Origin of the sequence: Micromonospora sp. DT47, from assembly GCF_049844475.1 — a bacterium.
GTDB lineage: Bacteria > Actinomycetota > Actinomycetes > Mycobacteriales > Micromonosporaceae > Micromonospora.
Genome location: NZ_JBNCLC010000042.1, coordinates 1 through 22,663 on the forward strand (window position 1 = coordinate 1; position 22,663 = coordinate 22,663).

The following is a 22,663-nucleotide window of genomic DNA, read 5'->3' on the forward strand; positions in this document are numbered from 1 at the left end:
CCCCCGGCGATTCCGCCGCCGGGGTGGCGCCGGCCACGGGACGGCGCAGGTCAAACCGGATCCCGGGGCCGGATCCGACCGCCCGGGACCGGACATCTGGCAGCAGACTTCACGGGTCCGGGGAACCCTCGGTCGGGGTGTGGGGCCGGCATCGGGGACCCCGATGCCAGACCCGCCCCGGGCCTCCGCGAGGCAGGGCTCGGCGGGTTGGGGCAGGTGGTCGTTGGTGACGATGCTCCGACCTGTCCCGATTGGCCCAACAGAAGCGGCCCGGACCGGCCCTCACGGTGGTCCGGTCGTGCCCGGAGGATCGGGGCACGACGGAGCTCCCGAAAGGACCGAGACGACGATGACGACGGCGGACATGTGGTTCGACCCGCGCTGCCCGTGGGCCTGGAACGCCTCGCGCTGGCTGCTGGAGGTGGAGCGGGTCCGGGCGGTGACCGTGCGCTTCCACGTGATGAGCCTCAGCGTGCTCAACGAGGGGCGGGAGGGCCTCGAGGAGTGGTACCGGGAGTGGCTCGTACCCGGCATGGGCCCGGGGCGGGTGGCGGTCGCCGCCGAGCAGAAGGCCGGCCCGGAGGTGCTGCGGGACCTCTACACCGCGCTGGGCAACCGGATCCACCACGACCGGGCACCGATGGGGCGGGAACTCTACGAGGCGGCGCTGGCCGAGGTGGGGCTCCCGGTGGAGCTGGCCGACGCGGCCGACGTCACCGACCACGACGCGGCGCTGCTGGCCAGCCACCGCGCCGGCCTGGAACCGGTCGGCGAGGACCTGGGCACCCCGACCATCCACCTCACCGACCCCGCCGGACGCCGGACCGCGTTCTTCGGCCCGGTGGTCGCGCCGATCCCGCGCGGAGAGGAGGCCGGCCGACTCTGGGACGGGGTGCTGCTGGTCTCCGGTACCGACGGGTTCTTCGAGCTCAAGCGGGCCCGTACCCGGTCGCCGATCGTCCGTTGAGGAACGCCTCGGCGAACGGGCGGCGGTTGGTCGGGTCGGGCACCGCGAAGACCACCAGCGTGAACCGGTCCGCGTACCGGCCGTCCGGGCCGAGCAGCCCGGCGAACGCGGCCGCCACCTGGCGCGGGTCGTTGCGGAACACCCCGCACCCCCAGGCCCCGAGCACCAGGCGCCGGTGCCCGTGCGCCAGCGCCACGCCGAGCACCCGTCCGGCCCGTCGGCGCAGCACCCCGGACAGGTCGACCGGTTCGCGCAGCGCGCCGGCGTTCGGCGCCGCAGCGGTCAGGAACGCCACCCGGTACGGCCCGACCAGCAGCCCGGTGTCGTCCCGGAACACCGGCACGTCGGGGGAGTGGATCACCCGGTCGCTGTAGACCGGGTCGCGGTGGGACCGGTGGTGGTCGTAGAACCCGGACGCCGTGCGCAGCGTGGCGGCCAGCGCGGAGGAGCGGGCCAGGCTCTCCTCCTGGGCGTGCGCGCCGGTGGCGTACCCGCCGCCGGGGTTCTTCGCCGAGGCGAAGTTGAGGCAGGCGACCTGGTCGGGGGCGGCGCTGGCGAGCCGACGGCAGGCAGCGAGGCTGGTCTCGTCGGTGACCTCCACCGTGGACGGACCGGCCGGACCGGGCTCAGGGAGCGGATCCTCCGGCAGGTGCAGGGTGGAGGCGGGCACCGGGCCGTAGCGGCCCTCCGCCACCAGGCGGTCGGTCTCGGCGGCCAACGCCGCCCGCTCGGTCCGGTTCACCGGCCCCATCATGCCGGCCTCCGCCGACTCCGTCCGCCCGATTTCCGAGGGGCGTCCGGAGTCACCGCCCGGCGTGATGCTCCGGCTCGGACGACTGTCCGGACGCAGGGTCGGGTCGTGACCGGAGAACGGGACCGACTGGCGGAGCCGCTGTGGGCGGTCGCCGAATGCGGCTCGACCAGCTGAAGCACGAGTTGTACGCCGCGGCCGACGCGGAGCGCACCCGGGCCGGTGACTCAGTCCAGCGCGACCGGGAGCGGCACCGGGCGCTTCGCCACCCGGTCGTCGCCCGACGAGCGGCCGCGCAGGTGCCGGCCCAGCCAGGGCAGCAGGTGCCGGCGGGTCCAGGCCAGCTCGGCGCGGACCACCTCGTGCCCGCGCCGGCGGGGTGTCACCTCCAACGGCCGGGACCACGAGTCGTCGTATCCGGGCAGGCCGGCGGTGTGTGCGAGCGCCGCGGCGATCCGCTCGTGCCCGGCGCTGTTGGCGTGCAGCCGGTCCTCGCTCCACAGCCGGGGGTCCGAGGCGACCGGGTGCGCGGCGAAGTCCAGCAGCGTGGCGCCGGTCTCCACGGTGACCCGGCGCAGCGCCGCGTTCAGCGCGAGCATCCGGCCGCGCAGCGGGCGGGCCAGCGGCATCACCGGCACCGGGTCGGGCAGGGTGAAGGTGAGCACGGTCGCGCCCTGGCCGACCAGGGCCCGCTGCATGGTCGCCACGTCGACGGCGATCCGATGCGCGTCGAACGAGGGGCGCAGCACGTCGTTCATGCCCGCCACCACCGTGCACAGGTCCGGCGCCAGGTCGAGGGCCGGCTGCAGCTGCTCGGCGAGGATCCGGGCGGTGGTCCGGCCGCGGATGGCCAGGTTGGCGTACTCCAGGCCGCCCTGCGTCCGGGCGACCGCCTCGGCGAACCGGTCCGCCCAGCCCCGGTAGCCGCCCTGGCCGTCCGGGTCGTCGAGCCCTTCGGTGGTGCTGTCGCCGATCGCGACGTACCGCTGCCACAACATGATCGCCAGCTTAGGGGCGCCCGGGACCCCGCGACGACGGGCGGTCGGTCGGTACCCCCCCGGGTCGCCCCGACGACGCTCGCCGACGCGGCGGACTGGCGGGTGCCGCTGCCCGTCCCGGCGGCGCGGATCCGGGAACTGGTCGCCCGGCTCGCCGAGCTGCTCCACCAGGAACTCGCCGACCTCGACAAGCCGTGAGCGGTGCCCTCGGCCACCTCGACGGGCCGTGAGCGGCGGGTGGCGGCTCAGAGCCAGCCGGAGCGGCGGAACAGCCGGTGCAGGGTGACCGCCAGGGTGGCCATCACCAGCAGCGCCCCGAAGTAACCGTACTTCCAGGACAGCTCGGGCATGTGCTGGAAGTTCATCCCGTACACCCCGGCCACGGCGGTCTGCGTCGCGGCGATCGCCGCCCAGGCGGCGATCTTGCGCATGTCGTTGTTCTGGTCGACAGCGAGCTGGGTGAGTCGGGACTGGAGGATCGAGTTGAGCAGGTCGTCGTACCCGGCGATCCGGTCGACCGCCCGGGTCAGCCGATCCTCGACGTCGACGAACCAGCGGCGCAGCCCCGGCGGCGGGCCGTCGTCGCGCTGGGTGACCAGGTCGCGCAGCGGCCCCTGCAACGGCAGCACCGCCCGCTTGAACTCCACCACCTCCCGCTTGAGCTGGTAGATCTGCTGGATGTCGGCCCGGTGATCGGGGGCGAAGACGCTCTCCTCGACGCGTTCCAGGTCCTTCTCCAGGTGGTCGGCCACCTCCAGGTACAGGTCGACCATCCGGCCGGTCACCGCGTACGCCACCGCCCACGGCCCCTCGGCGAGCACCGCGGGGCGGCGCTGGACGTCGTCGCGGACCGGGGCCAGCGCGCCCGAGGCGCCGTGCCGGACCGTGATGACGAACCGGTCGCCGAGGAAGACCATCACGTCCCCGGTGTCGATCACCTCGGAGGTGGCGGTCAGCTCGGCGTGCTCGACGTACGCGGCGGTGCGCAGCACCAGCAGGGTGACCTCGCCGTGCCGTTGCACGGTGGGCCGGTGCCCGTCGGCGAGCGCCTGCTCCACGGTCAGCTCGTCGAGGCCGAAGGTCCGTCCGACCGCGGCCATCACCGCCGGGCCCGGGTCGTGCAGGCCGAGCCAGACGAACGTGCCGCGGCCGCGCCGGGAGCGGGCGTACGCGTCCGCGTAGTGCGGGCGGCCCGGTTCGCGGCGGCCGTTGACGTAGACGGCGCAGTCGACCACGGCGTCCGGATTGGATCGCCGGGCGGCCGTCGCGGGTGCGGTGGCCGGCCGTCCCAGCAGGTGGTCGACCAGGGACTCCAGCCGCGGGCGGAGACGTGTCGCCACCGGTCGTGCCACCGTCCACCTCCGCCTCGCGCCGTCCGACGGCTCACCGTAGTACGGCGTCGCGAGGTCAGCGCACGGCGGTGGCGCGCACGACGATGTTGTCCGAATAGTCGCGGGCCCGTTCGTCGAAGCGCCCGCCGCAGGTGACCAGCCGCAGCGCGGCGCCCGCGCCACCCGGGCCGTAGACCATCGCGGTGGGGAAGCTCTTCTTCGAGTACGCCCCGACGCCGTCCACCGCGAAGCTCACCACCCGGCCGTCGGCGCGGGTGACCCGGACGGTGTCGCCCGGCCGTAGCCGCCCGAGGTTGAAGAAGATCGCCGGCCCGTCGCGGGTGTCGACGTGCCCGACGATGACCGCGTTGCCCGCCTCGCCCGGGCTCGCGCCGGGGCGGTACCAGCCGGCGACGGTGGGGCGGTCCAGCGGCGGCACCTCCAGCGTGCCGTTCGGGTCCCCGGCGACGGGCACCAGGTCGGCGCGGACGCCGATCGCGGGGATGTCGATCCGTACCGGCTCCGAGCGGGACAGCACCGGCACCGGGGAACGGCTGTGCTGCCCGCCGTCCGCGCCGGCGCCGGGCTGCGGCGGCCCAGTCGGGCCGGTGAGCCCCGCCGCGACCAGCGTCGCCCCGGCCGCGCCGGCCAGCACGACCGCCACCACCGCCGCCCGGGTACAAGAGAACCACCTGCTCGACCCCAACCGCCGCTCCTCCCCGACGACGCGGTCGGGGTGCCCGCCCCGGTGTCACCGGCGCGGGCACCCGTCCCAGGGATGGTGTGTGCTGTCCTCGGTCAGGCGACGGTGGCCGCCGCCCGGCGCCGGCGACGGACCAGGACGGTCGCCCCGAGCGCGGCCGCGCCGGCCAGCGTGCCGCCCGCGACCACCAGGCCGGTGGCGTCGCCGCCGCCACCACCGGCCGGCGCCGCGCCGATCGGCGTCACGGTGAACGTGGCGCTGCCGGCGGAGCTGCCGTCACCGCAGGTCGCGGCCACCGTGTAGGTGCCGAGCGTGAAGCCGGCGGTGAAGAGTTCCGCGCTCAGCCCGCCGCCCGCCGCCGCGGTGGTGGAACGGACGTTCTGGTCCCGGTTCGGGCCGGTGACGCGGAAGATCACGTCGCCCGCCTTCGGGTTGCAGGTCGTCGCGGTGAGCACGACCGTCCCGCCGACCGGGGTGGTGGACGGTGACACGGTGGTGTCCGCGAGTGCGGCTGCCGGGAGCAGGAGCGTGCCGAGCCCCATGCCGAGCGCCGCCGATACGAGAACTGTCTGTGCCTTCATTCGCGTCTTCCCTCACTTTTCGTCCGCAGTCTGCGTGGGACGTCGTTCGGGTGGCCAACTCCGTAACTAGCACCGGTGTGGCCAACACTAGGAGGGTTGGCACCTCCGGCCGGTGTAAATGAGAAATCTTCGTTGCCGTCACGTGTTTTCCCTTGCGCCGGGGACCTGCGGAAATGCCCACCCAGGACCGCCCACACCACCCGGTGCGCGGGGCCGGCCCGCGCCAGGCGTCTGGTTCGGTCCATAACGGGCTGTCCGGGCTCGCCGTGCCGTTCCCTCGCAGGGTGTCCGGAAGGCCGGGATCACTGGGGGTCGCGCGGCGGACCGGCGGCGCAACCGGGAAATGCCCGTCCAGGGCCGGCTCGGCACGAACAGCGTGCACGGGACCGCGGTGACGGTCGGGCCGAGTGCCACTCCCTCCGGACCGGGCGCGCGCCCCGGACTGGCGCTTCCCACCTCTGCTCCCCGGCATGTCGCCGGGGTTCGTCGGCCGCCCGGCGGACCGGGCTCCCTTGTGGAGGCGAGGCGGTCATCCGGGCTGCGCGCCGGCGCGGTGTCCCTCGAGGCGGGCATGGTCCGACAATCGGTCCGGAAGGCCATCGGACGCTACGAACCTGATGTCATACGCGAATCAGGACGGCGGCTCCGCGGGCGCTGCCGCAGGGAACGAGGGCGGGATCAGCCGGCGGAGGCCGGGGCGGGCAGCGGGTCGCCAGTCTCCAGCAGCGTCTTGAGGCTGGCCAGCAGCTCCGGCCACCCGCCGCTGCCCTTCAGTTGCCCGCTGATTGCCCGGTGCATCTCGCTGTCGGGGGAGAAGTCCTCGTGGACCACGGTGAGCCGGACCGCGTCGCCGTGCGGGGCGATGTCGAAGGTCACCGTGGAGCGCCGCTCACCGAGCCGGGCGGTGAGTTCCTCCTCGGACCAGCCAAAGAAGGCGGCGTGCTCGGGCTGGAAGCCGTGCCAGGTGTACGACAGCCGTCGGTACGGCTCGGCCTCGACCACCCGCTGGCCGAGGTCCTTGAACTCGCCGTCCGGCTCGTCCTGCCAGAGCACCGGGGCGCTCGGTGTCCACTCCGACCGCAGCGCGACCCCGCCCCAGTAGCGGCGGGTGAAGGCCGGCTCGGTGAGGGCCTGCCAGAGTCGCTGCGGGGTGGTGCGGATGTAGGTGGTGTAGACGAAGCGGGGGCTCTCCATGGGCTGACGCTCCAATGCTGTCTGCAGGTCGGCCAGCGCGTGCGCCCGGTCCCGGTCGTACCGGTGGATCCAGCGCTCGGCGATGGCGTTGATCGGGGCGGCGTTGAGGTGGTGCAGCTTTTCCCGCCCGCGCCGCGCGGTCGTGACGAGGTTGGCGGCTTCCAGCACGGCCAGGTGCTTGCTGACCGACTGCCGGGTCATGTCGAGGTCGGCGCAGAGCTCGCGCAGGCTCTGCCCGTTGCGGCCGTTGAGGCTGTCGAGCAGGCGCCGACGGCTCGGGTCGGCCAGCGCCCGGAACACCTCGTCCACCCGGCATCACCTCCGAAAGGCAACCCTACGGCTGCTCTTCCAGTCAGGCAACCCTGCGGCTGCATGTCGTCGGCCTGGCCGCCCCGATCCGAGCTCAGGGCAGCTAGCCTCCTAGGACGCTTTAGGGAGTGTGGCCCGGCCGGTGGAGTCGCATCGGCAGGACCGTGGCGGGGCGGGGCGAGGTAGGGTGCCGCGATGACGGAGATCCACACCGACCGGCTGGTGCTGCGCGACTGGCGGGAGTCCGACGTACCGATCTGGGCGGCGATGAACGCCGACCCGCAGGTCCGGGAGTTCCTCGGCCCGCTGCTCACCGCCGAGCAGTCCGCAGCGTCGGTGTGGTCATTCCAGGACGATCTCGACCGCAAGGGGTACGGCTTCTGGGCGGTCGAGGTCCGCGACACCGGCGAGTTCGTCGGCTTCACCGGCCTCGACGACGTCGACGACGAGGCGCCGCTGACCGGGGTGGAGGTGGGGTGGCGGTTGGCCCGCTCCGCCTGGGGCCACGGCTACGCCACGGAGGCCGCCCGCGGCGCCCTGCGGTACGGCTTCGGCACCGTCGGGCTGCCGGAGATCCTGGCCATCACGACGGCGACGAACCTGCGCTCGCAGGCGGTGATGCGCCGCCTCGGCATGGCCACCGACCCGGCCGACGACTTCGACGACCCGGACGCGCCCGAGGGGCCGCTGCGCCGGCTGGTGGTGTACCGCCTCCCGTCCGACGCGTGACGGGTCCCGTCCGAACATGCGTGCGGCGCGCGTACCTCGTCGCCATGGGCCGCTGGCTCGACCTCGACCAGTACCTCTACTGAGCCGCCGCCCCAGCGCCGGAACGCCGCCAGAACTGGCGGGGGGCGTATCCGTCCCGGCGCAGCCAGTGTTCGGTGTAGACGATCCGCTCCGCCTCGACGACCACCAGCGGCCCCGACGGCGGTCCGTCCAACGACCGGGACCGTTCCACGTGGTCGGACTGCCAGCGGACCGCCGGCCAGTAGTGGTCGAAGCCGGCGTCGCCGGCGGCGAGGACGCGTGCCCGGCCGAAGAGCTGCGCGCCGCGGCTGCTGGCCTGGCCGACCAGCGGCGCGAACACGCCGACCGAGACCCGGGGGTCGGCGGCGATGTTACGCATCTTCGGCGACTTGGCCGCGGCGGTGAACATCACCGTGAAATCGAGGTGGAAGTAGCGCACCGGGGTGGCCAGCGGGCCGTCCGGGCCGGTGGTGGCCAGGACGCACATGTTCTGCGACGACAGCAGGTTCAGGATGCGCTCTTCGAGGCGCGCGCGGTCCAGGCGGGCGGTGGGGGCGGGGCCGGCGAGCCAGGGGTTCGTGACGGGCATGGGTGATCTTCGCACCCGTGGCGCCCGGCGCACGGCCGGGGGCCGTGCCACACCCGTCCACGGGCCGCGGTCGGTCACCGGCGGCGGGCCTGGAGGGTGTACGTCTGCGCCAGCCGCCACGGCCGGTCGGCCAGCCGCCACTCGCCGTGGGAGTCCTTGAGCTGCTGCCCGGGCAGCGCGTCCCAGGGCGCGCTGTCGTGCTCCACGAGCATGGTCAGGTCGAGGCCCGCCTCGATCAGCGCGGTGACCACCTCGCCGAGGCCGTGGTTCCACTCGTGGGTGCGGTTGTGCTGGAAGGTCGCGTCAGTGCTGACGTACGTGCCGGCCTCATCCCACACCGTCGGCTCCGGCCGTTCGAAGTAGGGGTACTCCACCACCAGCCGCCCGTCGGGGTGGGGCTCGTCGAGCGCCCAGAGCATCGGGTGGCCCTCGCGCAGGAACAGCCGGCCACCAGGGCGCAACAGCGCCGCGACCACGCCGGCCCAACGGCGGATGTCCGGCAGCCAGCACAGCGCGCCGACGCCGGTGTAGACCAGGTCGAATCCACCGGGCTCGAGCACGTCGAGGGCGTCGTACACGTCGGCCTCGACGAAGTCGACGGCGGCGTCGGCGCGCCCGGCCAGGGCGCGGGCCTGGGCCAGTGAGGCGCCGGAGAAGTCGAGCCCGGTCATCCGCGCGCCGAGCCGGTGCAGCGACACGGTGTCGGTGCCGAGGTGGCACTGCAGGTGCACGCCGCGCAGCCCGGCCACGTCACCGAGGCGCGGCAGGTCGAAGCGGACCACCTCGCTGAGGTAGTCGGGGTCGGCGGCGAAGCGGTCCACCGCGTAGTCCGGCGAGGCGGCGTGTGCGGGGGCCCGCTCGTCCCAGTTGGCCCGGTTGAGGGTGCGGTAGTCGGTCACCGGCAGACCGTCGCACACCCCACCGCCCGCGTTCAACGGCGATTCCGCGTCCGGGGCGCTGGTAGGTTGCCTGCTCGTGACGGGGGAGCGGTTGGACGGACGGTTCGCGAAGCTGTGGGCGGCGAGCACCTTGTCGGCGTTGGGCAGCGGCATGGCCACGGTGGCGGCGCCGCTGTACGTGGCCGCGCGCACCGACGATCCGTTGGTGGTGTCCGTGGCGTCGGGGGTGGCGTGGCTGCCGTGGCTGCTCTTCGCGCTGCCCGGCGGGGTCCTCGCCGACCGGATGGACCGGCGCCGGCTGATGGTGGTGATCGACTGGGTACGCGTCGTCGCGCTGGCCGTGCTGGGCGGCGCGATGCTGACCGGCCGGGCGGGAGTCCTGCTGCTGTACGTGGTGCTGTTCGTGGTGAACACCGGCGAGATCGTGTTCCGCTCGGCGAGTCAGGCGATGCTGCCGACGGTGGTGCCGCGGGCCCGGCTGGAACAGGCCAACGGCTGGCTGGGCGGCGGCACCACGCTGGCCAACGGCATGCTGGCCGGCCCACTCGGCGGTTTCCTCTTCGTGGTCGCGGAGAGCATCCCGTTCCTGGTCAACGCCGGCACGTACGCGCTCAGTGCGGTCCTCGTCGCGCTGGTCGCCGGGTCGTACCGGGGCGTTGACGACGCCGACCGCCCGGCGGTCCGGTCGATGCGCGCGGAGATCATGGACGGGTTCCGCTTCCTGACCGGTCAGCGGCTGCTCCGCACCATGGCCGTGCTGATCGGGCTGCTCAACCTGACCCTCACCGCGGCGCTGGCGGTGCTGGTGCTGCTCGCCACGGACCGCCTGGGCCTGGACACGGTCGGCTACGGCCTGCTGTTCACCGCCATGTCGGCGGGCGGCCTGCTCGGCGCGGCCGTCGGCGACCGGCTGGTCGCCCGGGTCACCGCGACCTGGACGGTCCGGATCGGCCTGCTGATCGAGGCCGGGCTGCACCTGGCCCTGGCCGCGTCGACCAGCGCCTGGCTGATCGGGTTCGCGCTCTTCGCGTTCGGCGTGCACGGGGCACTGTGGGGCATCGTGTTCAGCTCGCTGCGGCAGCGGTTGACGCCGTCGGCGTTGCGCGGCCGGGTCGGCGCCACGACGCTGTTCATCGCCGCGGGCGGCAACTGCGCCGGCGCGCTGCTCGGCGGGGCGATCGCCACGACCTTCGGGCTGACCGCGCCGTACTGGGTGGGATTCGTGGTGGCGGTCGGGGTCTCCGCGGCCACCTGGCGGGTCTTCGACCGGGCCACGGTCGCCGCCGCGTACGCCGAGCCGGAGGCCCGCCAGCCGGTCACCACCGGTTGAGGTTCAGCGCGGCGGGACGGGGAGCACTTCGCCCCGCGCGGCGGCCCGGTGCGCCAGTTCGATCAGTTCCACGGTGGCGACGGCGTCCCGCGGGTCCACCGGCAGTGGCCCGCCGTCCCGCAGCGCGGCCGCCAGCTGGGCGTAGAAGTCCTGGTAGCGACCGGGTTCGGTGCGGACGGGGCGCAGCTCGCCGTCGACGCCGAGCTGGCCGTACCGGTCGGGGGTGACCTCGCCCCAGCCCGGCGCGTCCGGCCGGCCGCCGTCGCGCAGCGCGTCCTCCTGCACGTCGAGGCCGTAGGTGGTGTAGGCGGCGCGGTCGCCGAGGATCCGCAGGCGAGGTCCGAGCTGCGCGGCCACCGCGCTCATCCACAGGTGGGACCGGACGCCGCCGGCGTGGGTGAGCGCCACGAAGGCGTCGTCGTCGACCTGGGCGCCCGGGCGCCGCCGGTCCACCTCGGCGTACACGGTGCGGACCGGGCCGAAGAGCTGCACCGCCTGGTCGACGAGGTGGGCGCCGAGGTCGTAGAGGGCGCCGCCGGCCTCTTCGGGGGTCCCGCTCTCCCGCCAGCCCGCCTTGATGGTGGGCCGCCAGCGCTCGAACCGGGACTCGAAGCGGGCCACCTGCCCCAGTTCGCCCTGCTCGATGAGGCGGCGGGCGGTGAGGAAGTCGCCGTCCCAGCGGCGGTTCTGGAACACGGTCAGCGGCACGCCCCGCCGGTCCGCCTCGTCGACCAGCGCGCGGCCCTCCGCCGCGCTGGGCGCGAGCGGCTTGTCCACGACGACGGGCAGGCCGGCCCGGACCGCCGCCAGCGCGTTCGGCACGTGCCGCTTGTTCGGCGTGGCCACCACGATCAGGTCGAGCGCGTCCGGGGCCTGCCATAGCTGGTCGGCGTCGTCGACGACGCGGGCGTCCGGGTGATCCTGCCGGACCTGGTCCCGGCGTTCCGGGTTGGTCGTGACGACGGCGTCCAGCCGCAGCCCGGGGGTGGCGGCGATCAGCGGGGCGTGGAACACCCGGCCGGCCACCCCGTATCCGAGCAGTCCGACCCGCAGTGGTGCCGTGTCCGCCATGATGCCCCGTCTCCCGGTCGTCCGCCCTGCTGCCGGTACGAACCTACGCCTCGGCGCGCCGGGCGGGACGAGCGGTCAGCGGCGGGTGGGGTCGGTCACCCAGCCGGCGACCAGCACCAGGCGGGTGGGACGGTGCACGGCGAGGAACCCGGAGGGCCGGTCGACGACAAAAGCTGATCCGAAGGGCGAGCAGCGGGTACGCCCCGGCGCCGCAGAAGACGGTCTGCCGGTCGTCCAGCCGGGCGGCCCAGCGGGCGGTGAGGGCGTTGGCGTGCAGGCTGCTCATGAAGCGGCACCGTATCGTCCGGAGGGTACGCCGCGGGGTCCCGAACGCGCCGGGGCCGGCGGTGTGACAGCGTGGTCGGGTGACCACCGGCGGGCCCCTCGACGTCGACCTGGCCCTCGTCGGGGGCGGCGGCGCCGGCTCCCTGCTCCTCGCCGCCCTCGACCGGCACGACCTGCGGCACCTGCGCATCGCGGTGGTCGACCCGGTGCGCAAGCGCGGCCAGGACCGCACCTGGGCGTTCTGGGGCACCCCCGGCACCGACCTGGACCCGATGCTCAGCGCCAGCTGGCAGCAGGTGGAGGTGACCACCCCGGCCGGTCGGCGGCTGCTGGATCTGGCGCCGCTGCGCTACGCCATGCTGCGCTCCGCGCCGGTGTACGAGCGGGCCGCCGAGGCGGAACGGCGACTCGGTGTCATCCGCCTCGACGCGGCGGTCGGCGCGCTCGACGACGACGGCGCGGCGGTGACGGTGCGGGGCGCCGACGGGCGGGCGCTGCTGCGGGCCGGCTGGGTGCTGGACTCGCGGCCCCGGTCGCCCCGCCGTGCGGGGCGGACCAGCTGGTTGCAGCACTTCCGCGGCTGGTGGCTGGAGTCGGTCACGCCGGTGTTCGACCCGGAGCGGGCGGTGCTGATGGACTTCCGCACCCCGCAGCCGGCCCGGGGCGTCTCGTTCGGCTACGTGCTGCCGGTCAGCGACCGCCACGCCCTGGTCGAGTACACCGAGTTCTCCCCGGAGCTGCTCACCGACGCCGGGTACGACGCCGGCCTGCGCGGTTACGCCGACCTGCTCGGCCTCGACCTGACCGCGCTGACCGTGCGGGAGGTGGAGAACGGGGTGATCCCGATGACCGACGCCCCGTTCGAGGGTCGGCCGTCGCCGCAGGTGGTCCGCCTCGGCACCGCTGGCGGGGCCACCCGCCCGTCGACCGGCTTCACCTTCTCCGCCATGCACCGGCAGGCCGAGCAGGTCGCCGGCGCGCTGGCAGCCGGCCGGGCCCCGGTGCCCCGGCCGGCGTACCCCGGTCGGCACCGGTGGATGGACGCGGTCGCGCTGCGGGCGCTGGATCGTGGCGCGGTCGGCGGTCCGGAGTTCTTCGACCGGCTCTTCGACCGCAACCCGGCCCAGCGGGTGCTGCGGTTCCTCGACGGCGCGACCACCCCGGCGGAGGACCTGGCGGTGATGCGGTCCAGCCCGCTGCTGCCGATGACCTCGGCGGTGGTCGGCGACGCCGCCGGCCGGCTGCGCGCCCGGCTGCGCCCGTCACCTGGTCCGGCGCCTGCCTGCCCGACCGACCGGGTTGGTCGGGCCGGCCGGTAGCCTGCCTCAGCCGAGCCGGACCGCGGCCCGGATCAGCACCCGCAGCTGCTCCATCGGGTCGTCGTCGCCGACCGAAGTACCTGGCCGAAGGGGAGGGTCGCTCCCCGGACACCGGCACCTGCCGGGTCGTCGTCTCGCGGCTGCGCCACGGGGAGACCATGCTCCGGGACACCGGGCTGTCGCCCGTGGAGGTCGCCGGCTGGTACGCCGGCTCGCTGGACCTGCTGGAAATCTACGTCGACTGCGAACGGGACCACGGCGGGCGGTGGTGACGCGACCCGCCGGGCGGTGGCTCCGACGCGGCTGTCGCGGTCCCGGCCCGGTAGGTTCTGCGGCATGGTGGACGAGGGGACCGGCAGGGTCGTGGAGATCTGGACCGACGGGGCGTGCAGCGGCAACCCCGGCCCCGGCGGCTGGGGCGCGGTGTTGCGCTACGGCAGCCGCGAGCGGGAGATCTGCGGTGGCGAGGCCACCCCGACCACCAACAACCGGATGGAGCTGACCGCCGCCATCCAGGCCCTGGAGAGCCTGACCCGCCCGGTCACGGTGCGGCTGCACACCGACAGCACGTACGTGCGCAACGGCATCACCAGCTGGCTGGCGTCGTGGAAGCGCAACGGCTGGCTGACCGCGGCGAAGCAGCCGGTCAAGAACGCCGACCTGTGGCAGCGGCTGGAGGCGGCCTGCGCCCGGCACGAGGTGTCCTGGCACTGGGTGAAGGGGCACAACGGGCACCCGGAGAACGAGCGGGCCGACGCGCTGGCCAATCGGGGAATGACCGAGGCTCGGGCCGCGGCGGCGGTCGGCGCGGGCCGCTGAGCGGGCAGGGTCACGGGAACGGGCGCGGTCGCACCTGACGCGGACGCGGCAGGCCCGGTCGGACGACGCCGACCGGGCCCGCCGAGGGCTGAGGCGCCTTATTCCTCCCGCGCCGGGTTGACCGCCTCCTCCTGCGAGGGGTCGACCGTCCCGGACACGGCGTCCACGTCGTAGCCGGCGCGGCTCGTCTCCCGCGCCGACAGGTGCTCCTCGGCCGGCAGGTCGGCGAAGTCGTCGCCGGTGTCGTCGGTGGTGCGCAGCGAGTCACCCGGCGGGCGCAACGACGCCTGGTACGCCGGTACGCCGTCCGGCTCATCGGTGCTGGCCCGGCCGGTGCATCGTTCATCCGTCATGCCGACCTGCCTGCCCGCCACGCCGGCCGGCAAACCCGCCCCGGACCGGGCTCAGCGTCGGGGGCCGCGGCCCCGGCGGGCGGCTGCGCCGGCTCCCGCGCTCCGTCCGCCGCGTGCCGCGCCGTCGCCGGGGCGCGGGCGCCGCACCGGGGTCAGCGTGAGCCCGGACCAGTGCCCAGGGTGGCGCAGCGCCGGAGGCAGCACGGTGCGCCGGTCGCCGTGGGCAGCGTCGAGCTGGGACTGGTGCAGGAAGAGCGTCCCGGACAGGTCGGCTCCGCGCAGGTCGGCCCCGCGCAGGTCCGCCCCGGTGACGTCGGCCAGGCGCAGGTCGGCCCCGCGCAGGTCCGCGCCGACCAGGCTGGCGCCGCGCAGGTTGGCCCCCGCCAGGCGCGCCCCGCGCAGGTCGGCGCCGAGCAGTGCGGCACCGCGCCGGTCGGCGCCGCCGGTCCCGGCCCGGGCGAGGTCGCTGGCCCGGGACAGCAGCGGGTTGACCCGGCCCCGGTAGGCGTCGACGTCGACGGCGCGTACCTCGTCGGGGCTGCCGGTGGTGAGGCGTCGGGTCTCCTCCAGCGCGGCGTGGAGCTCGTCGCGCAGCGGCCCGGCCGGGGTGAGCGCCGCCGCCTCGGTGAGGTACCACAGCAGCTCGTGCAGCGGCCGCATCACGGTGAAGGTGGCGAACATGGCCGACGCGGTGGCCGGGTCCTCCCGCCAGTCCCGGCCGCCGAAGGTGGTCTGGGTGACCTGCTGGCCGGCGCCGAAGCAGTCGAAGACGGTGCAGCCGGGGAAGCCCCGCTCGCGCAGCCGGTCGTGGATGCCGCAGCGGGAGTCCGGCCGCAGGTTCGGGCAGGGCCCGCCGGCGGGCTTGTCCAGGGCGAAGTCCGCGGAGGCGGCGAAGGCCGGAGCGACACAGCAGAGTCCGACGCAGCGACCGCAGTCGGCGCGCAGCTCCGCGGCGGTCCGGGGGGTTTCGGGCACGGTGGGCGGTCTCCTGCCGATTCGGTGGTTCCCCGCCCGGCGGACCGGGCGGGCCCCACCATTGTCCGGGACGACATCTACGAGCGCCCGCAGCACCCGTACACCCGGGCGCTGCTGTCGGCGATTCCGGACGTCACGAAGCTCGGGCCGGCCGGACGGATCCGGCTGGCCGGCGACGTGCCCACCCCGCTCAACCCGCCCTCGGGCTGCCGCTTCCGCACCCGCTGCTGGAGGGGAAACGGCAGGCACGAGCCCCGAAACCGGACCGATGAGCGCGATCCCGGTCGGCCCGGGCGCGGGCAGCGACGCCGTCGGCGACGAGGGCGGCGCCGCCGGGGAGGCGCCCTAGCTGTCCCCGGTCGGGTCGCCGGCCGGACCGAAGATCAGGTCGAGCTGGGCGTCGAGCGCGGCCAGCGCGGTCTCCGCCGGGTAGTGCCCGCCGAGCAGGTAGACCCCCAGCCCTTCCATGACGGCCAGCAACCCCACCGCCGCCCGGTCCGGGTCGACCCGGCGCTCCGCCGGCAGGTGCGCGTGACCGGCCCGGATCTGCCCGGCGATGAACGAAAGCAGCCCGGCGGTCTCCTGGTGCAGCCCGGCGGCCACCTCCGGGCGCACCGCGGTGTACGCCAGGAACGCCAGCGCCACCCGGCCGTCGGCCCGGCGGGGCGCGTCCAGGGGGAGCAGTTCGACGAGCATGGTTCGCAGCAGCGTGCGCGGTGGCGGCTCCGGGCCGAGCGCGGCGACGGCCGCGCCGACCCGCGCCTCGTTGTGTCCGCCCACCACGGACAGGGCGAAGGTCATCATCTCGTCCCTGGTACGGAAGTAGTGCTGGACCATCCCGGAGGAGACGCCGGCCTCGGCGGCCACGTGCCGCAGGCTCACCGCCTCCAGCCCACGTTCCGCGGCCACCCGCATCAGGGCGTCGGCGATCAGGGTGCGGCGCTCCCGGTGATCCACCCGCTTCGGCATGCGCCCATGTTTTCACATTGCGACCGCATTGACACGTGGCCCCGGAGCGTTTTACATTGCGACTGCAACGTGAAATGGGAAGGGGCACGGATGGGACACGCGGGTCGACTCCCGATACTGCTGCGTCGCGTGGTCGCGTACGAGGTGGGCATGTGGCGCAGCCTCGGGCGGTGGATCCTGCGCCGGCCGGTGACCGTCCCGCCCGGCGCCGCCGCGTTCGGCTACTCCGGGGTGGTCACCCCGATCCTCGGTGTCTTCATCGGCCTCTCCGCCATCGAGATCCCCGTCTTCGACCTCATCCTGCGGCACACCGTGCCATGGGAGTGGGTCCGGAAGGCGGCGCTCGGGCTCGGGATCTGGGGCCTGCTCTGGATGATCGGCCTCCTCGCCAGCCTGCGGCAGCACCCGCACGTCGTCGGCGAGGACGGGCTGCGGGTCCGCAACGGGACCTCGGTCGACATCCTGCTGCCCTGGTCGGCCGTCGCCGCCGTCTCCGCCCGCTACCGGTCGCTGCCGTCCAGCCGGACCATCCAGCTCGAGCAGGAGGACGGCGCGGCGATCCTGAACGTCGGCACGGGCAGCCAGACCAGCGTCGACGTGGTGCTGCGCGAGCCGCTGGCCGTCCCGCTGCCCGCCGGCCCCAGCGCGCCGGTGACCGAACTGCGCTGCTACGCCGACGATCCGGACGCGCTGGTCGCCCGGGTCCGCCGGCACCTGCCGGCCCGGCTCCCCGGCGCGGACCGCTAACCCGCGACCGCACGCCAGTCGTTCGACCGCAACGCCGACGCCTGCGGCCCCATCATCAGCATCCCGCCGTCCACCGGCCACGACGCCCCCGTCACGTACGCCGCGGCGGGGGAGGCGAGCAGCGCCACCACCGCGGCGATCTCCCGGGCGTCGCCGGGCCGTCCCACCGGTACGCCCGGACGCTCCTCGCTGAACGGGTCGACGTCCTCCTGGCCGGTCATCGGGGTGGCGATCTCGCCGGGGGCGACCGCGTTGACGGTGATGCCGTCCGCGGCGAGCTCCTGCGCCATCACCTTGGTGAGCAGCCCCAGCCCACCCTTCGCCGCGCAGTACGCGGCCGAACCGACCCGTGGCGCATGCTCGTGCACGCTGGTGATGTTGACGATCCGGCCGCCCGCGCCGGTTGCCCGCATCCGCCGCGCGACCCGCTGCGCGCAGAGGAACGGGCCGTCCAGGTCCACCGCCAGCACCTCCCGCCACTGCGCCCAGCCGGTGTCGACGAACGGGGTGGACCCGCCGGTGCCCGCGTTGTTGACCAGCACGCCGACCCCGCCGAGCCGGTCGGCCAGCTCGTCGATCACGGCGGCGGCGTCCGGCAGCCAGGTCAGGTCCAGCTCGGCCACCTCGCAGCGGCGGCCGGTGGCGCGTACCTCCCCAGCGGTCCGCTCCGCGCCCTTCGGGTCGCCGTACCAGGTGATGCCGATGTCGAAGCCCGCCTCGGCGAGCGCGACCGCGCAGGCCTTGCCGATGCCGGAGTCCGCGCCGGTGACGATGGCGATCCTCGGGTAGTTCTCGTAACGCTGCGGCATGTTCGCCGCACTACCCCCGGCCGGTCGCCCCAACCGTGGCAGGTGTGACCGGCGGCGCGGCGGGTAGCCGCCAGGGCATGGAGCTGGTCGAGGAGTCGCCGTACCGGTTCCGGATCGATCAGCACGACCAGATGCGGGTACCCGGCGTGGTGTTCGCGTCCCGGTCGCTGCTGCCCGACGCCGGAGCGGACCGGTCGCTGGAGCAGGTCGCCAACGTCGCCACGCTGCCGGGCATCGTCGGTGCCTCGTACGCCATGCCCGACGTGCACTGGGGCTACGGCTTCCCGATCGGCGGCGTGGCCGCCACCGACCTGGCAGACGACGGGGTGGTCTCGCCCGGCGGGGTCGGTTTCGACATCTCCTGCGGGGTACGCCTGCTCGCCGCCGACCTGGACCGCGCCGAGCTGGCCCCGTCGTTGGAGCGGGTGATGGACGGGCTGGGCGCGGCGACGCCCCGGGGGATGGGCCGGGGCGCGGTGTGGCAGCTCGCCGGCCGCGCCGAGCTGGACGAGGTGCTGCGCGGCGGCTCCCGGTACGCGGTCGAGCGGGGCCGCGGGGTGGCCCGTGACCTGGAACGCTGCGAGGACTACGGCGCCGTCGACGACGCGGACCCGGCGCAGGTCAGCGAGCGGGCGGTGCAGCGCGGGCAGCAGCAGGTGGGCAGCCTCGGCTCCGGCAACCACTTCCTGGAGGTGCAGGCGGTCGAGGAGATCTACGACGAGACCGTGGCGGCCGCCTTCGGGCTGCGGGCCGGGCAGGTGTCCGTCATGATCCACTGCGGCTCGCGCGGGCTCGGCCACCAGATCTGCACCGACCATGTGCGGGCGATGGAGCGGGCCATGCCGGAGTACGGCATCCAGGTGCCCGACCGGCAGCTGGCCTGCGCCCCCGTGTCGTCCCCGCACGGGCAGGCCTATCTCGGGGCGATGGCCGCGGCGGCCAACTACGCCCGGGCCAACCGACAGTTGCTGGCCGATGCCGCCAGCCGGGTCTTCGCCGAGCGGACCGGCCGCTCCCTGGACCTCATCTACGACATCTCACACAACCTCGCCAAGATCGAGACGCACGAGGTGGACGGCGCGTCACGTCGGCTCTGCGTGCACCGCAAGGGGGCCACCCGCGCGCTGCCGCCCGGGCACCCCGACCTGCCCGAGGACCTGCGACCGGTCGGCCAACCGGTGTTGATCCCGGGCTCGATGGGCACCTCGTCGTACGTGCTGACCGGGATACCCGGCGCGCCCGCCTTCGCCTCGACCTGCCACGGCGCCGGCCGGGTGCAGAGCCGCCGGCAGGCCACGAAGGCCGTCCGGGGCCAGGACCCGCGCCGCCAGATGGAGGACCGCGACATCGCCGTACGCGGGGCGTCCCGGCGCGGCCTGGCCGAGGAGATGCCGGCGGCGTACAAGGACATCTCCGCGGTGATCGAGGCGGCCGAGGGGGCCGGGCTGTGCCGGCCGGTGGCCCGGCTGGTCCCGATCGGGGTGGTCAAGGGCTGAGCCGCCCGGGTCAGACGTCGACCGTCACCGCGCAGCACCACCCGTCGTCGGTGCGGGTGAAGCGCAGCGCGTGCAGCGAGACCGCCTTCGGCACCGCGCCGACCAGCTCCACCGCCTCGGTGTCCACGGTGCGCCACCGCACCCGCAGGCCGCCGGCGTCAGCCGGGGCGACCTCGGTGACCAGCGGTAGCGTCCCCTCGGTCTCCAGCCGGAAGATCACCTCGTCGAGGAGGCCCACCAGCAGGTCCTCGTCGTCGCCGGGCGGCAGGTCGATGGTCGCTTCACCATCGGGCCGGACGTCGGCCGTCTCGACGAAAGTCTCCACCAGCGCGGTGACCGCCTCGGCGAGGCAGCCCTCCCGGTCCGGTGCCCAGGCCTCGATCCGTACGTCGGCGGTGTGCGGCACCCGGCGGTGCCCGTACGCCGGTCGTCGCTCCATACCTCGATCATGCCGCCGGCGCGGGCCGCCGACGGCCGGAACTGTCGCATCGGGACGCTACGGCGCTGCCCATGATCGCCGATGACGCGGATGCCCTGGCCGTCACCTTCCACCGCATGATGCGGGCCGCCCTTCGCGCCGAGCAGCCGGGGGAGGACATCCTCGGCCGCACCGTCGAGCTGGCAGGGACCTGGGGTCGCAGCCCCGCCGCCGACGCCGAGCTGGCCGTCGCGCTGCGCCGCCTGCACGGCGAGGAGCCCGACCCGGACGACTCCCGCCGGGTCGCCGCCCCAGGCCGCGCCGCCGGCCCGGCGGCCGAGGAGTCGGCGCGCGGTGCGGCGATCGGGAAGTTCGCCGCCAACGCGCGTCGGCTGCGCGAGGGCGAGATCAACCCGGCCGAGTTCCGCCGGATCATGGACGACGACGCGGGCCTGGCCGGGGCCTGAGCCGGGCGTCGGGGCGCGCCCGGCCGGGCCGACGGCTCACGGGTTGACGAAGGTGCGCACCTGCCCGTAGATGGTCGCGTCGCTCTGCAGGCTGGTGTGTGCCACGCAGCCGGCCAGCTTGTTGGCCGCGCCGGAGAGCACCGTGCTGTCCACCGGGTTGATCACCCCGTCGCAGTTCGACCGCCAGGTGCCGTACGTGGGGATGCCCGGGGTCTCGTCGCCGGAGTTCAGGCTGGCGAGGAAGGTGGAGCCGACCCGCATCTCCACACAGGCGGTGCTGAAGCAGATGTTGGCCGAGCTGGTGCCGTGGTTCGGCCCGCCGAGGGAGACCCACCGGTCCACCTTGTCCCCGCCGGCCAGGCTCTTGAGGTAGTAGCGGGACGACAGACCTCCCATGGAGTGGGTGATGATGTCGACCTTCGTCGCGCCGGTGCTCGCCAGCAGTTTGTCGACCTCCTGGCCGACCTGCTGGGCGGTGGTGGCGTTCGACTGGCTGGTGTTGTAGGAGAAGGCGCGCAGCGTGCTCGACGGCCAACCGTCGGCCTGGAACCGGCTGATCATCGTGTTCCAGGTGGTGGCGCTGCTGTTCCAGCCGTGCACGAACAGGATCGGGTTGCTCGACGGGGTGTACGTCGCGGCCTGTGCGGGGGTGGGCGCGACGGCCACGGCGGTGACCGCCACCGTCACCGCGAGCAGCCATCTGCTGATGCGCGTCCTCATGGTCGTTCCTCTTTCTGGGCGCCGGCGCGGGGGGTGCGCGTACGGCGGACCGACGCCCTGCCCGTGGGCGGGACGTCGGTCGGTGGGGGTCTCGGTGATCCGAGGTGCGCAGATATTAAGCTGTTGCCTTCTTATGTCAATACATCGATGTGAGGTGACGGAGGCACGGACAGCGACGGCCGGCGTTCGGCCGTACCGTCGTCCGATGCGGATCACCAAGTACACCCACGCCTGCGCCCGGCTGGAACGCGACGGCCGGGTGCTGGTCGTGGACCCGGGCACCTGGAGCGAGCCGCGCGCCCTCGCCGGCGCGGACGCCGTCCTGGTCACCCACGAGCACACCGACCACGTCGACGTACTGCGGCTGGCCGGCCTCGGCGTGCCGGTGTTCGCCCCCGAGGGGGCCGAGCTGCCAGCCCTGGCCCCGCTGCCGGTGACCCGGGTCCGCGCCGGGCAGCGGTTCACCGCGGCCGGCTTTCCGGTGACCGCGCTCGGCGGTCGGCACGCCACCATCCACGGCGGCCAGCCGGACTGCGCCAACCTCGGCTACCTGGTCGACGACGCGGTCTACCACCCGGGCGACTCGCTGCGCCTGCCGGAGCAGCCGGTGGAGACGCTGCTGCTGCCGGCGCAGGGTTCGTGGCTCAAGCTGACCGAGGCGATCGGGTTCGCTCAGGCGGTCGGGGCGGCGCGGATCCATCCCATCCACGACGCCCAGCTCAACGACCGGGGCCTGGCCAGCGTGAACGGCTGGTTCGCCGAGACGCTCGGCGACGGCTACCGGTATCTCGCCCCGGGCGAGACGGCCTGACCGCGCCGCAGCACCCGGGGCAACCGGCGACGCGACGCTCAACCGGCCAGGTCGAACGCGGGCGTGGCGGCGGTCAGCAGCGCCGTCCGGGCGTCCACCGTCCACCGGTCGGCCAGTTCGGCGGTCAGGGTGGACAGCAGCTCCGGCACGTCGTCGCCGGCCCGGGGGTGCATCGCCTCCACCACGACCAGGACGGCGGCGGTCGACTCCCGGACCGCCGACCACCCGCTCTGCCGGTAGGTCCACCGTCGCGCGTGCGTCCGGCCGGCGTCGTGGGCGAAGATCACCTCGCCCGGGTCGGGGTGTTCGGTGCCGCCAGCGAAGGTCAGGTACTCCTCGTCGCCGTGCGCGTGCCGGACCACCAGGTCGCCGTCGATCCGGGTGAGGTCGGGCTACGCCGCGAATACCGCGGGCGTGATCGAGGAGGGGATCGCCGTCATCGGCCCGGTGCTGCGCGGCGACCGACCCGCCGCTCAGTGGGCCGGCGGGGCGTAGAGGGCGGCCAGGTCGACGGCGGTCGCCGCCAGCATGTCCCGCAGTTCGGCCGGCGCCAGCACCTCGACCTGCGCGCCGAGGCGCAGCAGCTCGCCGTGGGCGTGGGTCAGCGACTCGATCGGCAGCACGGCGGTTACCCAGCCGTCGGCGTCCGGCGGGCCGGCGGTGGTCTCCGCCGCGACCACCACGAGCTCGCAGGCGACCTCCCGCAGCCGCTTCCGGCCGCGTGGGGAGAGCCGCACCGTCGCCTCGTCCCGGTGCAGGCCGGCCCGGAAGTCGACCACGTGCCCACGCCACCAGGCGGCCAGGTCGAAGTCGGCCGGCCGGGCGAAGGACTCGGGCAGCGCGGTCAGCTCGAGGATCTGGTTCACCCGTTGACGATCTCTTTGCCCTAGAGGGCGGAGATTCCCTCCACGCTGCGGGTGGAGCACGCGGCGTTCGGGCGGATTCCTGCTTCTCGGCGCGGTGCCGGCACGGGTGCCGGTCTTACCTGCGCTCCACAGGCGT

General features: G+C 74.5%; 27 protein-coding genes and 1 pseudogene. 10 read left to right on the plus strand and 18 right to left on the minus strand.

What is annotated here, in order from left to right:
* The first annotated feature begins 349 nt into the window (after positions 1–349).
* A complete protein-coding gene (locus ACLQ2U_RS31105) occupies positions 350–967 on the plus strand; it encodes a disulfide bond formation protein DsbA (protein WP_425754462.1) in 618 nt (205 codons plus the stop codon).
* On the opposite strand, the gene ACLQ2U_RS31110 is transcribed toward ACLQ2U_RS31105, so the two are convergent.
* The 6 genes from ACLQ2U_RS31110 to ACLQ2U_RS31135 all read right to left on the minus strand — a co-directional run bounded on the left by ACLQ2U_RS31110 (position 930) and on the right by ACLQ2U_RS31135 (position 6,834).
* Positions 930–1,718: a TIGR02452 family protein gene (locus ACLQ2U_RS31110; protein ID WP_425754485.1), complete on the minus strand. Its 789-nt coding sequence runs from the start codon at positions 1,716–1,718 to the stop codon at positions 930–932. The genes ACLQ2U_RS31105 and ACLQ2U_RS31110 overlap by 38 nt on opposite strands.
* Positions 1,719–1,945: 227 nt before the next feature.
* On the minus strand, positions 1,946–2,716 hold the full coding sequence (locus tag ACLQ2U_RS31115; RefSeq protein ID WP_425754463.1) for an SGNH/GDSL hydrolase family protein: 771 nt from the start codon (positions 2,714–2,716) through the stop codon (positions 1,946–1,948).
* Between the two features lie 245 nt (positions 2,717–2,961).
* A complete protein-coding gene (locus ACLQ2U_RS31120) occupies positions 2,962–4,056 on the minus strand; it encodes a magnesium and cobalt transport protein CorA (RefSeq protein ID WP_425754464.1) in 1,095 nt (364 codons plus the stop codon).
* 67 nt (positions 4,057–4,123) lie between these two features.
* Positions 4,124–4,753, minus strand: coding sequence for a class F sortase (locus tag ACLQ2U_RS31125; RefSeq protein WP_425754465.1), 630 nt, complete (start codon positions 4,751–4,753; stop codon positions 4,124–4,126).
* A 92-nt stretch (positions 4,754–4,845) separates the two neighbouring features.
* Positions 4,846–5,331 (minus strand): hypothetical protein, encoded by a 486-nt coding sequence (locus ACLQ2U_RS31130; RefSeq protein ID WP_425754466.1) that lies wholly within the window; start codon positions 5,329–5,331, stop codon positions 4,846–4,848.
* Positions 5,332–6,009: 678 nt separating this feature from the next.
* Positions 6,010–6,834, minus strand: a complete 825-nt coding sequence (locus ACLQ2U_RS31135) for an ArsR/SmtB family transcription factor (RefSeq protein WP_425754467.1) — start codon at positions 6,832–6,834, stop codon at positions 6,010–6,012.
* A gap of 195 nt (positions 6,835–7,029) precedes the next feature.
* Here ACLQ2U_RS31135 and ACLQ2U_RS31140 point away from each other — a divergent pair, with 195 nt between their 5' ends.
* Positions 7,030–7,563, plus strand: a complete 534-nt coding sequence (locus ACLQ2U_RS31140) for a GNAT family N-acetyltransferase (RefSeq protein WP_425754468.1) — start codon at positions 7,030–7,032, stop codon at positions 7,561–7,563.
* 76 nt (positions 7,564–7,639) lie between these two features.
* Here the strand turns inward: ACLQ2U_RS31140 and ACLQ2U_RS31145 are convergent, their stop codons facing one another.
* Positions 7,640–8,173: a pyridoxamine 5'-phosphate oxidase family protein gene (locus ACLQ2U_RS31145; RefSeq protein ID WP_425754469.1), complete on the minus strand. Its 534-nt coding sequence runs from the start codon at positions 8,171–8,173 to the stop codon at positions 7,640–7,642.
* Positions 8,174–8,247: 74 nt separating this feature from the next.
* Complete coding sequence (locus tag ACLQ2U_RS31150; RefSeq protein WP_425754470.1) at positions 8,248–9,264, minus strand: class I SAM-dependent methyltransferase; 1,017 nt, start codon at positions 9,262–9,264, stop codon at positions 8,248–8,250.
* Between ACLQ2U_RS31150 and ACLQ2U_RS31155 the strand changes: the two genes are divergently transcribed.
* Positions 9,224–10,402 (plus strand): MFS transporter, encoded by a 1,179-nt coding sequence (locus ACLQ2U_RS31155; RefSeq protein ID WP_425754471.1) that lies wholly within the window; start codon positions 9,224–9,226, stop codon positions 10,400–10,402. The two genes, ACLQ2U_RS31150 and ACLQ2U_RS31155, sit on opposite strands and share 41 nt — an antisense overlap.
* Positions 10,403–10,405: 3 nt before the next feature.
* On the opposite strand, the gene ACLQ2U_RS31160 is transcribed toward ACLQ2U_RS31155, so the two are convergent.
* Positions 10,406–11,473 (minus strand): Gfo/Idh/MocA family oxidoreductase, encoded by a 1,068-nt coding sequence (locus ACLQ2U_RS31160; RefSeq protein ID WP_425754472.1) that lies wholly within the window; start codon positions 11,471–11,473, stop codon positions 10,406–10,408.
* A 43-nt stretch (positions 11,474–11,516) separates the two neighbouring features.
* Positions 11,517–11,759 (minus strand): hypothetical protein, encoded by a 243-nt coding sequence (locus ACLQ2U_RS31165; protein WP_425754473.1) that lies wholly within the window; start codon positions 11,757–11,759, stop codon positions 11,517–11,519.
* A 79-nt stretch (positions 11,760–11,838) separates the two neighbouring features.
* Here ACLQ2U_RS31165 and ACLQ2U_RS31170 point away from each other — a divergent pair, with 79 nt between their 5' ends.
* Both ACLQ2U_RS31170 and rnhA read left to right on the plus strand, forming a co-directional pair.
* On the plus strand, positions 11,839–13,077 hold the full coding sequence (locus ACLQ2U_RS31170) for a lycopene cyclase family protein (protein WP_425754474.1): 1,239 nt from the start codon (positions 11,839–11,841) through the stop codon (positions 13,075–13,077).
* A 336-nt stretch (positions 13,078–13,413) separates the two neighbouring features.
* Positions 13,414–13,896: a ribonuclease HI gene (gene rnhA, locus ACLQ2U_RS31175; RefSeq protein ID WP_425754475.1), complete on the plus strand. Its 483-nt coding sequence runs from the start codon at positions 13,414–13,416 to the stop codon at positions 13,894–13,896.
* 98 nt (positions 13,897–13,994) lie between these two features.
* On the opposite strand, the gene ACLQ2U_RS31180 is transcribed toward rnhA, so the two are convergent.
* Together ACLQ2U_RS31180 and ACLQ2U_RS31185 are read right to left on the minus strand one after the other, a co-directional pair.
* Entirely contained in the window at positions 13,995–14,249 is a 255-nt protein-coding gene (locus ACLQ2U_RS31180) for a hypothetical protein (RefSeq protein WP_425754476.1), read from the minus strand.
* A gap of 51 nt (positions 14,250–14,300) precedes the next feature.
* Positions 14,301–15,224, minus strand: a complete 924-nt coding sequence (locus ACLQ2U_RS31185) for a pentapeptide repeat-containing protein (RefSeq protein WP_425754477.1) — start codon at positions 15,222–15,224, stop codon at positions 14,301–14,303.
* A gap of 66 nt (positions 15,225–15,290) precedes the next feature.
* Here ACLQ2U_RS31185 and ACLQ2U_RS31190 point away from each other — a divergent pair.
* Positions 15,291–15,470, plus strand: a pseudogene (locus tag ACLQ2U_RS31190) (oligopeptide/dipeptide ABC transporter ATP-binding protein); the annotation flags it as partial.
* A 99-nt stretch (positions 15,471–15,569) separates the two neighbouring features.
* Here ACLQ2U_RS31190 and ACLQ2U_RS31195 read toward each other — a convergent pair.
* Positions 15,570–16,193 carry a TetR/AcrR family transcriptional regulator gene (locus ACLQ2U_RS31195; protein WP_425754478.1) on the minus strand — a complete coding sequence of 208 codons (624 nt, stop codon included), beginning with the start codon at positions 16,191–16,193 and terminating at the stop codon, positions 15,570–15,572.
* Positions 16,194–16,283: 90 nt separating this feature from the next.
* Here ACLQ2U_RS31195 and ACLQ2U_RS31200 point away from each other — a divergent pair, with 90 nt between their 5' ends.
* Positions 16,284–16,940, plus strand: a complete 657-nt coding sequence (locus ACLQ2U_RS31200) for a PH domain-containing protein (RefSeq protein WP_425754486.1) — start codon at positions 16,284–16,286, stop codon at positions 16,938–16,940.
* On the opposite strand, the gene ACLQ2U_RS31205 is transcribed toward ACLQ2U_RS31200, so the two are convergent.
* Complete coding sequence (locus tag ACLQ2U_RS31205; protein WP_425754479.1) at positions 16,937–17,749, minus strand: SDR family oxidoreductase; 813 nt, start codon at positions 17,747–17,749, stop codon at positions 16,937–16,939. The two genes, ACLQ2U_RS31200 and ACLQ2U_RS31205, sit on opposite strands and share 4 nt — an antisense overlap.
* Before the next feature lie 77 nt (positions 17,750–17,826).
* Here ACLQ2U_RS31205 and ACLQ2U_RS31210 point away from each other — a divergent pair, with 77 nt between their 5' ends.
* On the plus strand, positions 17,827–19,245 hold the full coding sequence (locus tag ACLQ2U_RS31210; protein WP_425754487.1) for an RtcB family protein: 1,419 nt from the start codon (positions 17,827–17,829) through the stop codon (positions 19,243–19,245).
* Positions 19,246–19,255: 10 nt separating this feature from the next.
* On the opposite strand, the gene ACLQ2U_RS31215 is transcribed toward ACLQ2U_RS31210, so the two are convergent.
* A complete protein-coding gene (locus tag ACLQ2U_RS31215) occupies positions 19,256–19,684 on the minus strand; it encodes an archease (RefSeq protein WP_425754480.1) in 429 nt (142 codons plus the stop codon).
* Between the two features lie 71 nt (positions 19,685–19,755).
* On the opposite strand from ACLQ2U_RS31215, the gene ACLQ2U_RS31220 reads away from it, so the two are divergent.
* Positions 19,756–20,130, plus strand: a complete 375-nt coding sequence (locus tag ACLQ2U_RS31220) for a hypothetical protein (protein ID WP_425754481.1) — start codon at positions 19,756–19,758, stop codon at positions 20,128–20,130.
* Between the two features lie 36 nt (positions 20,131–20,166).
* On the opposite strand, the gene ACLQ2U_RS31225 is transcribed toward ACLQ2U_RS31220, so the two are convergent.
* Positions 20,167–20,850, minus strand: coding sequence for an esterase/lipase family protein (locus ACLQ2U_RS31225; protein WP_425754482.1), 684 nt, complete (start codon positions 20,848–20,850; stop codon positions 20,167–20,169).
* Between the two features lie 205 nt (positions 20,851–21,055).
* Between ACLQ2U_RS31225 and ACLQ2U_RS31230 the strand changes: the two genes are divergently transcribed.
* A complete protein-coding gene (locus ACLQ2U_RS31230) occupies positions 21,056–21,661 on the plus strand; it encodes an MBL fold metallo-hydrolase (protein ID WP_425754483.1) in 606 nt (201 codons plus the stop codon).
* Between the two features lie 38 nt (positions 21,662–21,699).
* Here ACLQ2U_RS31230 and ACLQ2U_RS31235 read toward each other — a convergent pair whose 3' ends face one another.
* Entirely contained in the window at positions 21,700–22,038 is a 339-nt protein-coding gene (locus ACLQ2U_RS31235; protein WP_425754488.1) for a hypothetical protein, read from the minus strand.
* A 96-nt stretch (positions 22,039–22,134) separates the two neighbouring features.
* Positions 22,135–22,527, minus strand: a complete 393-nt coding sequence (locus tag ACLQ2U_RS31240; protein ID WP_425754484.1) for a helix-turn-helix transcriptional regulator — start codon at positions 22,525–22,527, stop codon at positions 22,135–22,137.
* Between the last annotated feature and the right edge of the window lie 136 nt (positions 22,528–22,663).

Excerpts from the sequence above, each read along its gene's own strand:
- ACLQ2U_RS31105 (WP_425754462.1), top strand. The coding sequence starts at position 350 with ATGACGACGGCGGACATGTGGTTCGACCCGCGCTGCCCGTGGGCCTGG.
- ACLQ2U_RS31110 (WP_425754485.1), bottom strand. The coding sequence starts at position 1,718 with ATGGGGCCGGTGAACCGGACCGAGCGGGCGGCGTTGGCCGCCGAGACC.
- ACLQ2U_RS31115 (WP_425754463.1), bottom strand. The coding sequence starts at position 2,716 with ATGTTGTGGCAGCGGTACGTCGCGATCGGCGACAGCACCACCGAAGGG.
- ACLQ2U_RS31130 (WP_425754466.1), bottom strand. The coding sequence starts at position 5,331 with ATGAAGGCACAGACAGTTCTCGTATCGGCGGCGCTCGGCATGGGGCTC.
- ACLQ2U_RS31140 (WP_425754468.1), top strand. The coding sequence starts at position 7,030 with ATGACGGAGATCCACACCGACCGGCTGGTGCTGCGCGACTGGCGGGAG.
- ACLQ2U_RS31145 (WP_425754469.1), bottom strand. The coding sequence starts at position 8,173 with ATGCCCGTCACGAACCCCTGGCTCGCCGGCCCCGCCCCCACCGCCCGC.
- ACLQ2U_RS31155 (WP_425754471.1), top strand. The coding sequence starts at position 9,224 with ATGGCCACGGTGGCGGCGCCGCTGTACGTGGCCGCGCGCACCGACGAT.
- ACLQ2U_RS31160 (WP_425754472.1), bottom strand. The coding sequence starts at position 11,473 with ATGGCGGACACGGCACCACTGCGGGTCGGACTGCTCGGATACGGGGTG.
- ACLQ2U_RS31165 (WP_425754473.1), bottom strand. The coding sequence starts at position 11,759 with ATGAGCAGCCTGCACGCCAACGCCCTCACCGCCCGCTGGGCCGCCCGG.
- rnhA (WP_425754475.1), top strand. The coding sequence starts at position 13,414 with ATGGTGGACGAGGGGACCGGCAGGGTCGTGGAGATCTGGACCGACGGG.
- ACLQ2U_RS31180 (WP_425754476.1), bottom strand. The coding sequence starts at position 14,249 with ATGACGGATGAACGATGCACCGGCCGGGCCAGCACCGATGAGCCGGAC.
- ACLQ2U_RS31195 (WP_425754478.1), bottom strand. The coding sequence starts at position 16,193 with ATGCCGAAGCGGGTGGATCACCGGGAGCGCCGCACCCTGATCGCCGAC.
- ACLQ2U_RS31200 (WP_425754486.1), top strand. The coding sequence starts at position 16,284 with ATGGGACACGCGGGTCGACTCCCGATACTGCTGCGTCGCGTGGTCGCG.
- ACLQ2U_RS31205 (WP_425754479.1), bottom strand. The coding sequence starts at position 17,749 with ATGCCGCAGCGTTACGAGAACTACCCGAGGATCGCCATCGTCACCGGC.
- ACLQ2U_RS31210 (WP_425754487.1), top strand. The coding sequence starts at position 17,827 with ATGGAGCTGGTCGAGGAGTCGCCGTACCGGTTCCGGATCGATCAGCAC.
- ACLQ2U_RS31215 (WP_425754480.1), bottom strand. The coding sequence starts at position 19,684 with ATGGAGCGACGACCGGCGTACGGGCACCGCCGGGTGCCGCACACCGCC.
- ACLQ2U_RS31220 (WP_425754481.1), top strand. The coding sequence starts at position 19,756 with ATGATCGCCGATGACGCGGATGCCCTGGCCGTCACCTTCCACCGCATG.
- ACLQ2U_RS31225 (WP_425754482.1), bottom strand. The coding sequence starts at position 20,850 with ATGAGGACGCGCATCAGCAGATGGCTGCTCGCGGTGACGGTGGCGGTC.
- ACLQ2U_RS31230 (WP_425754483.1), top strand. The coding sequence starts at position 21,056 with ATGCGGATCACCAAGTACACCCACGCCTGCGCCCGGCTGGAACGCGAC.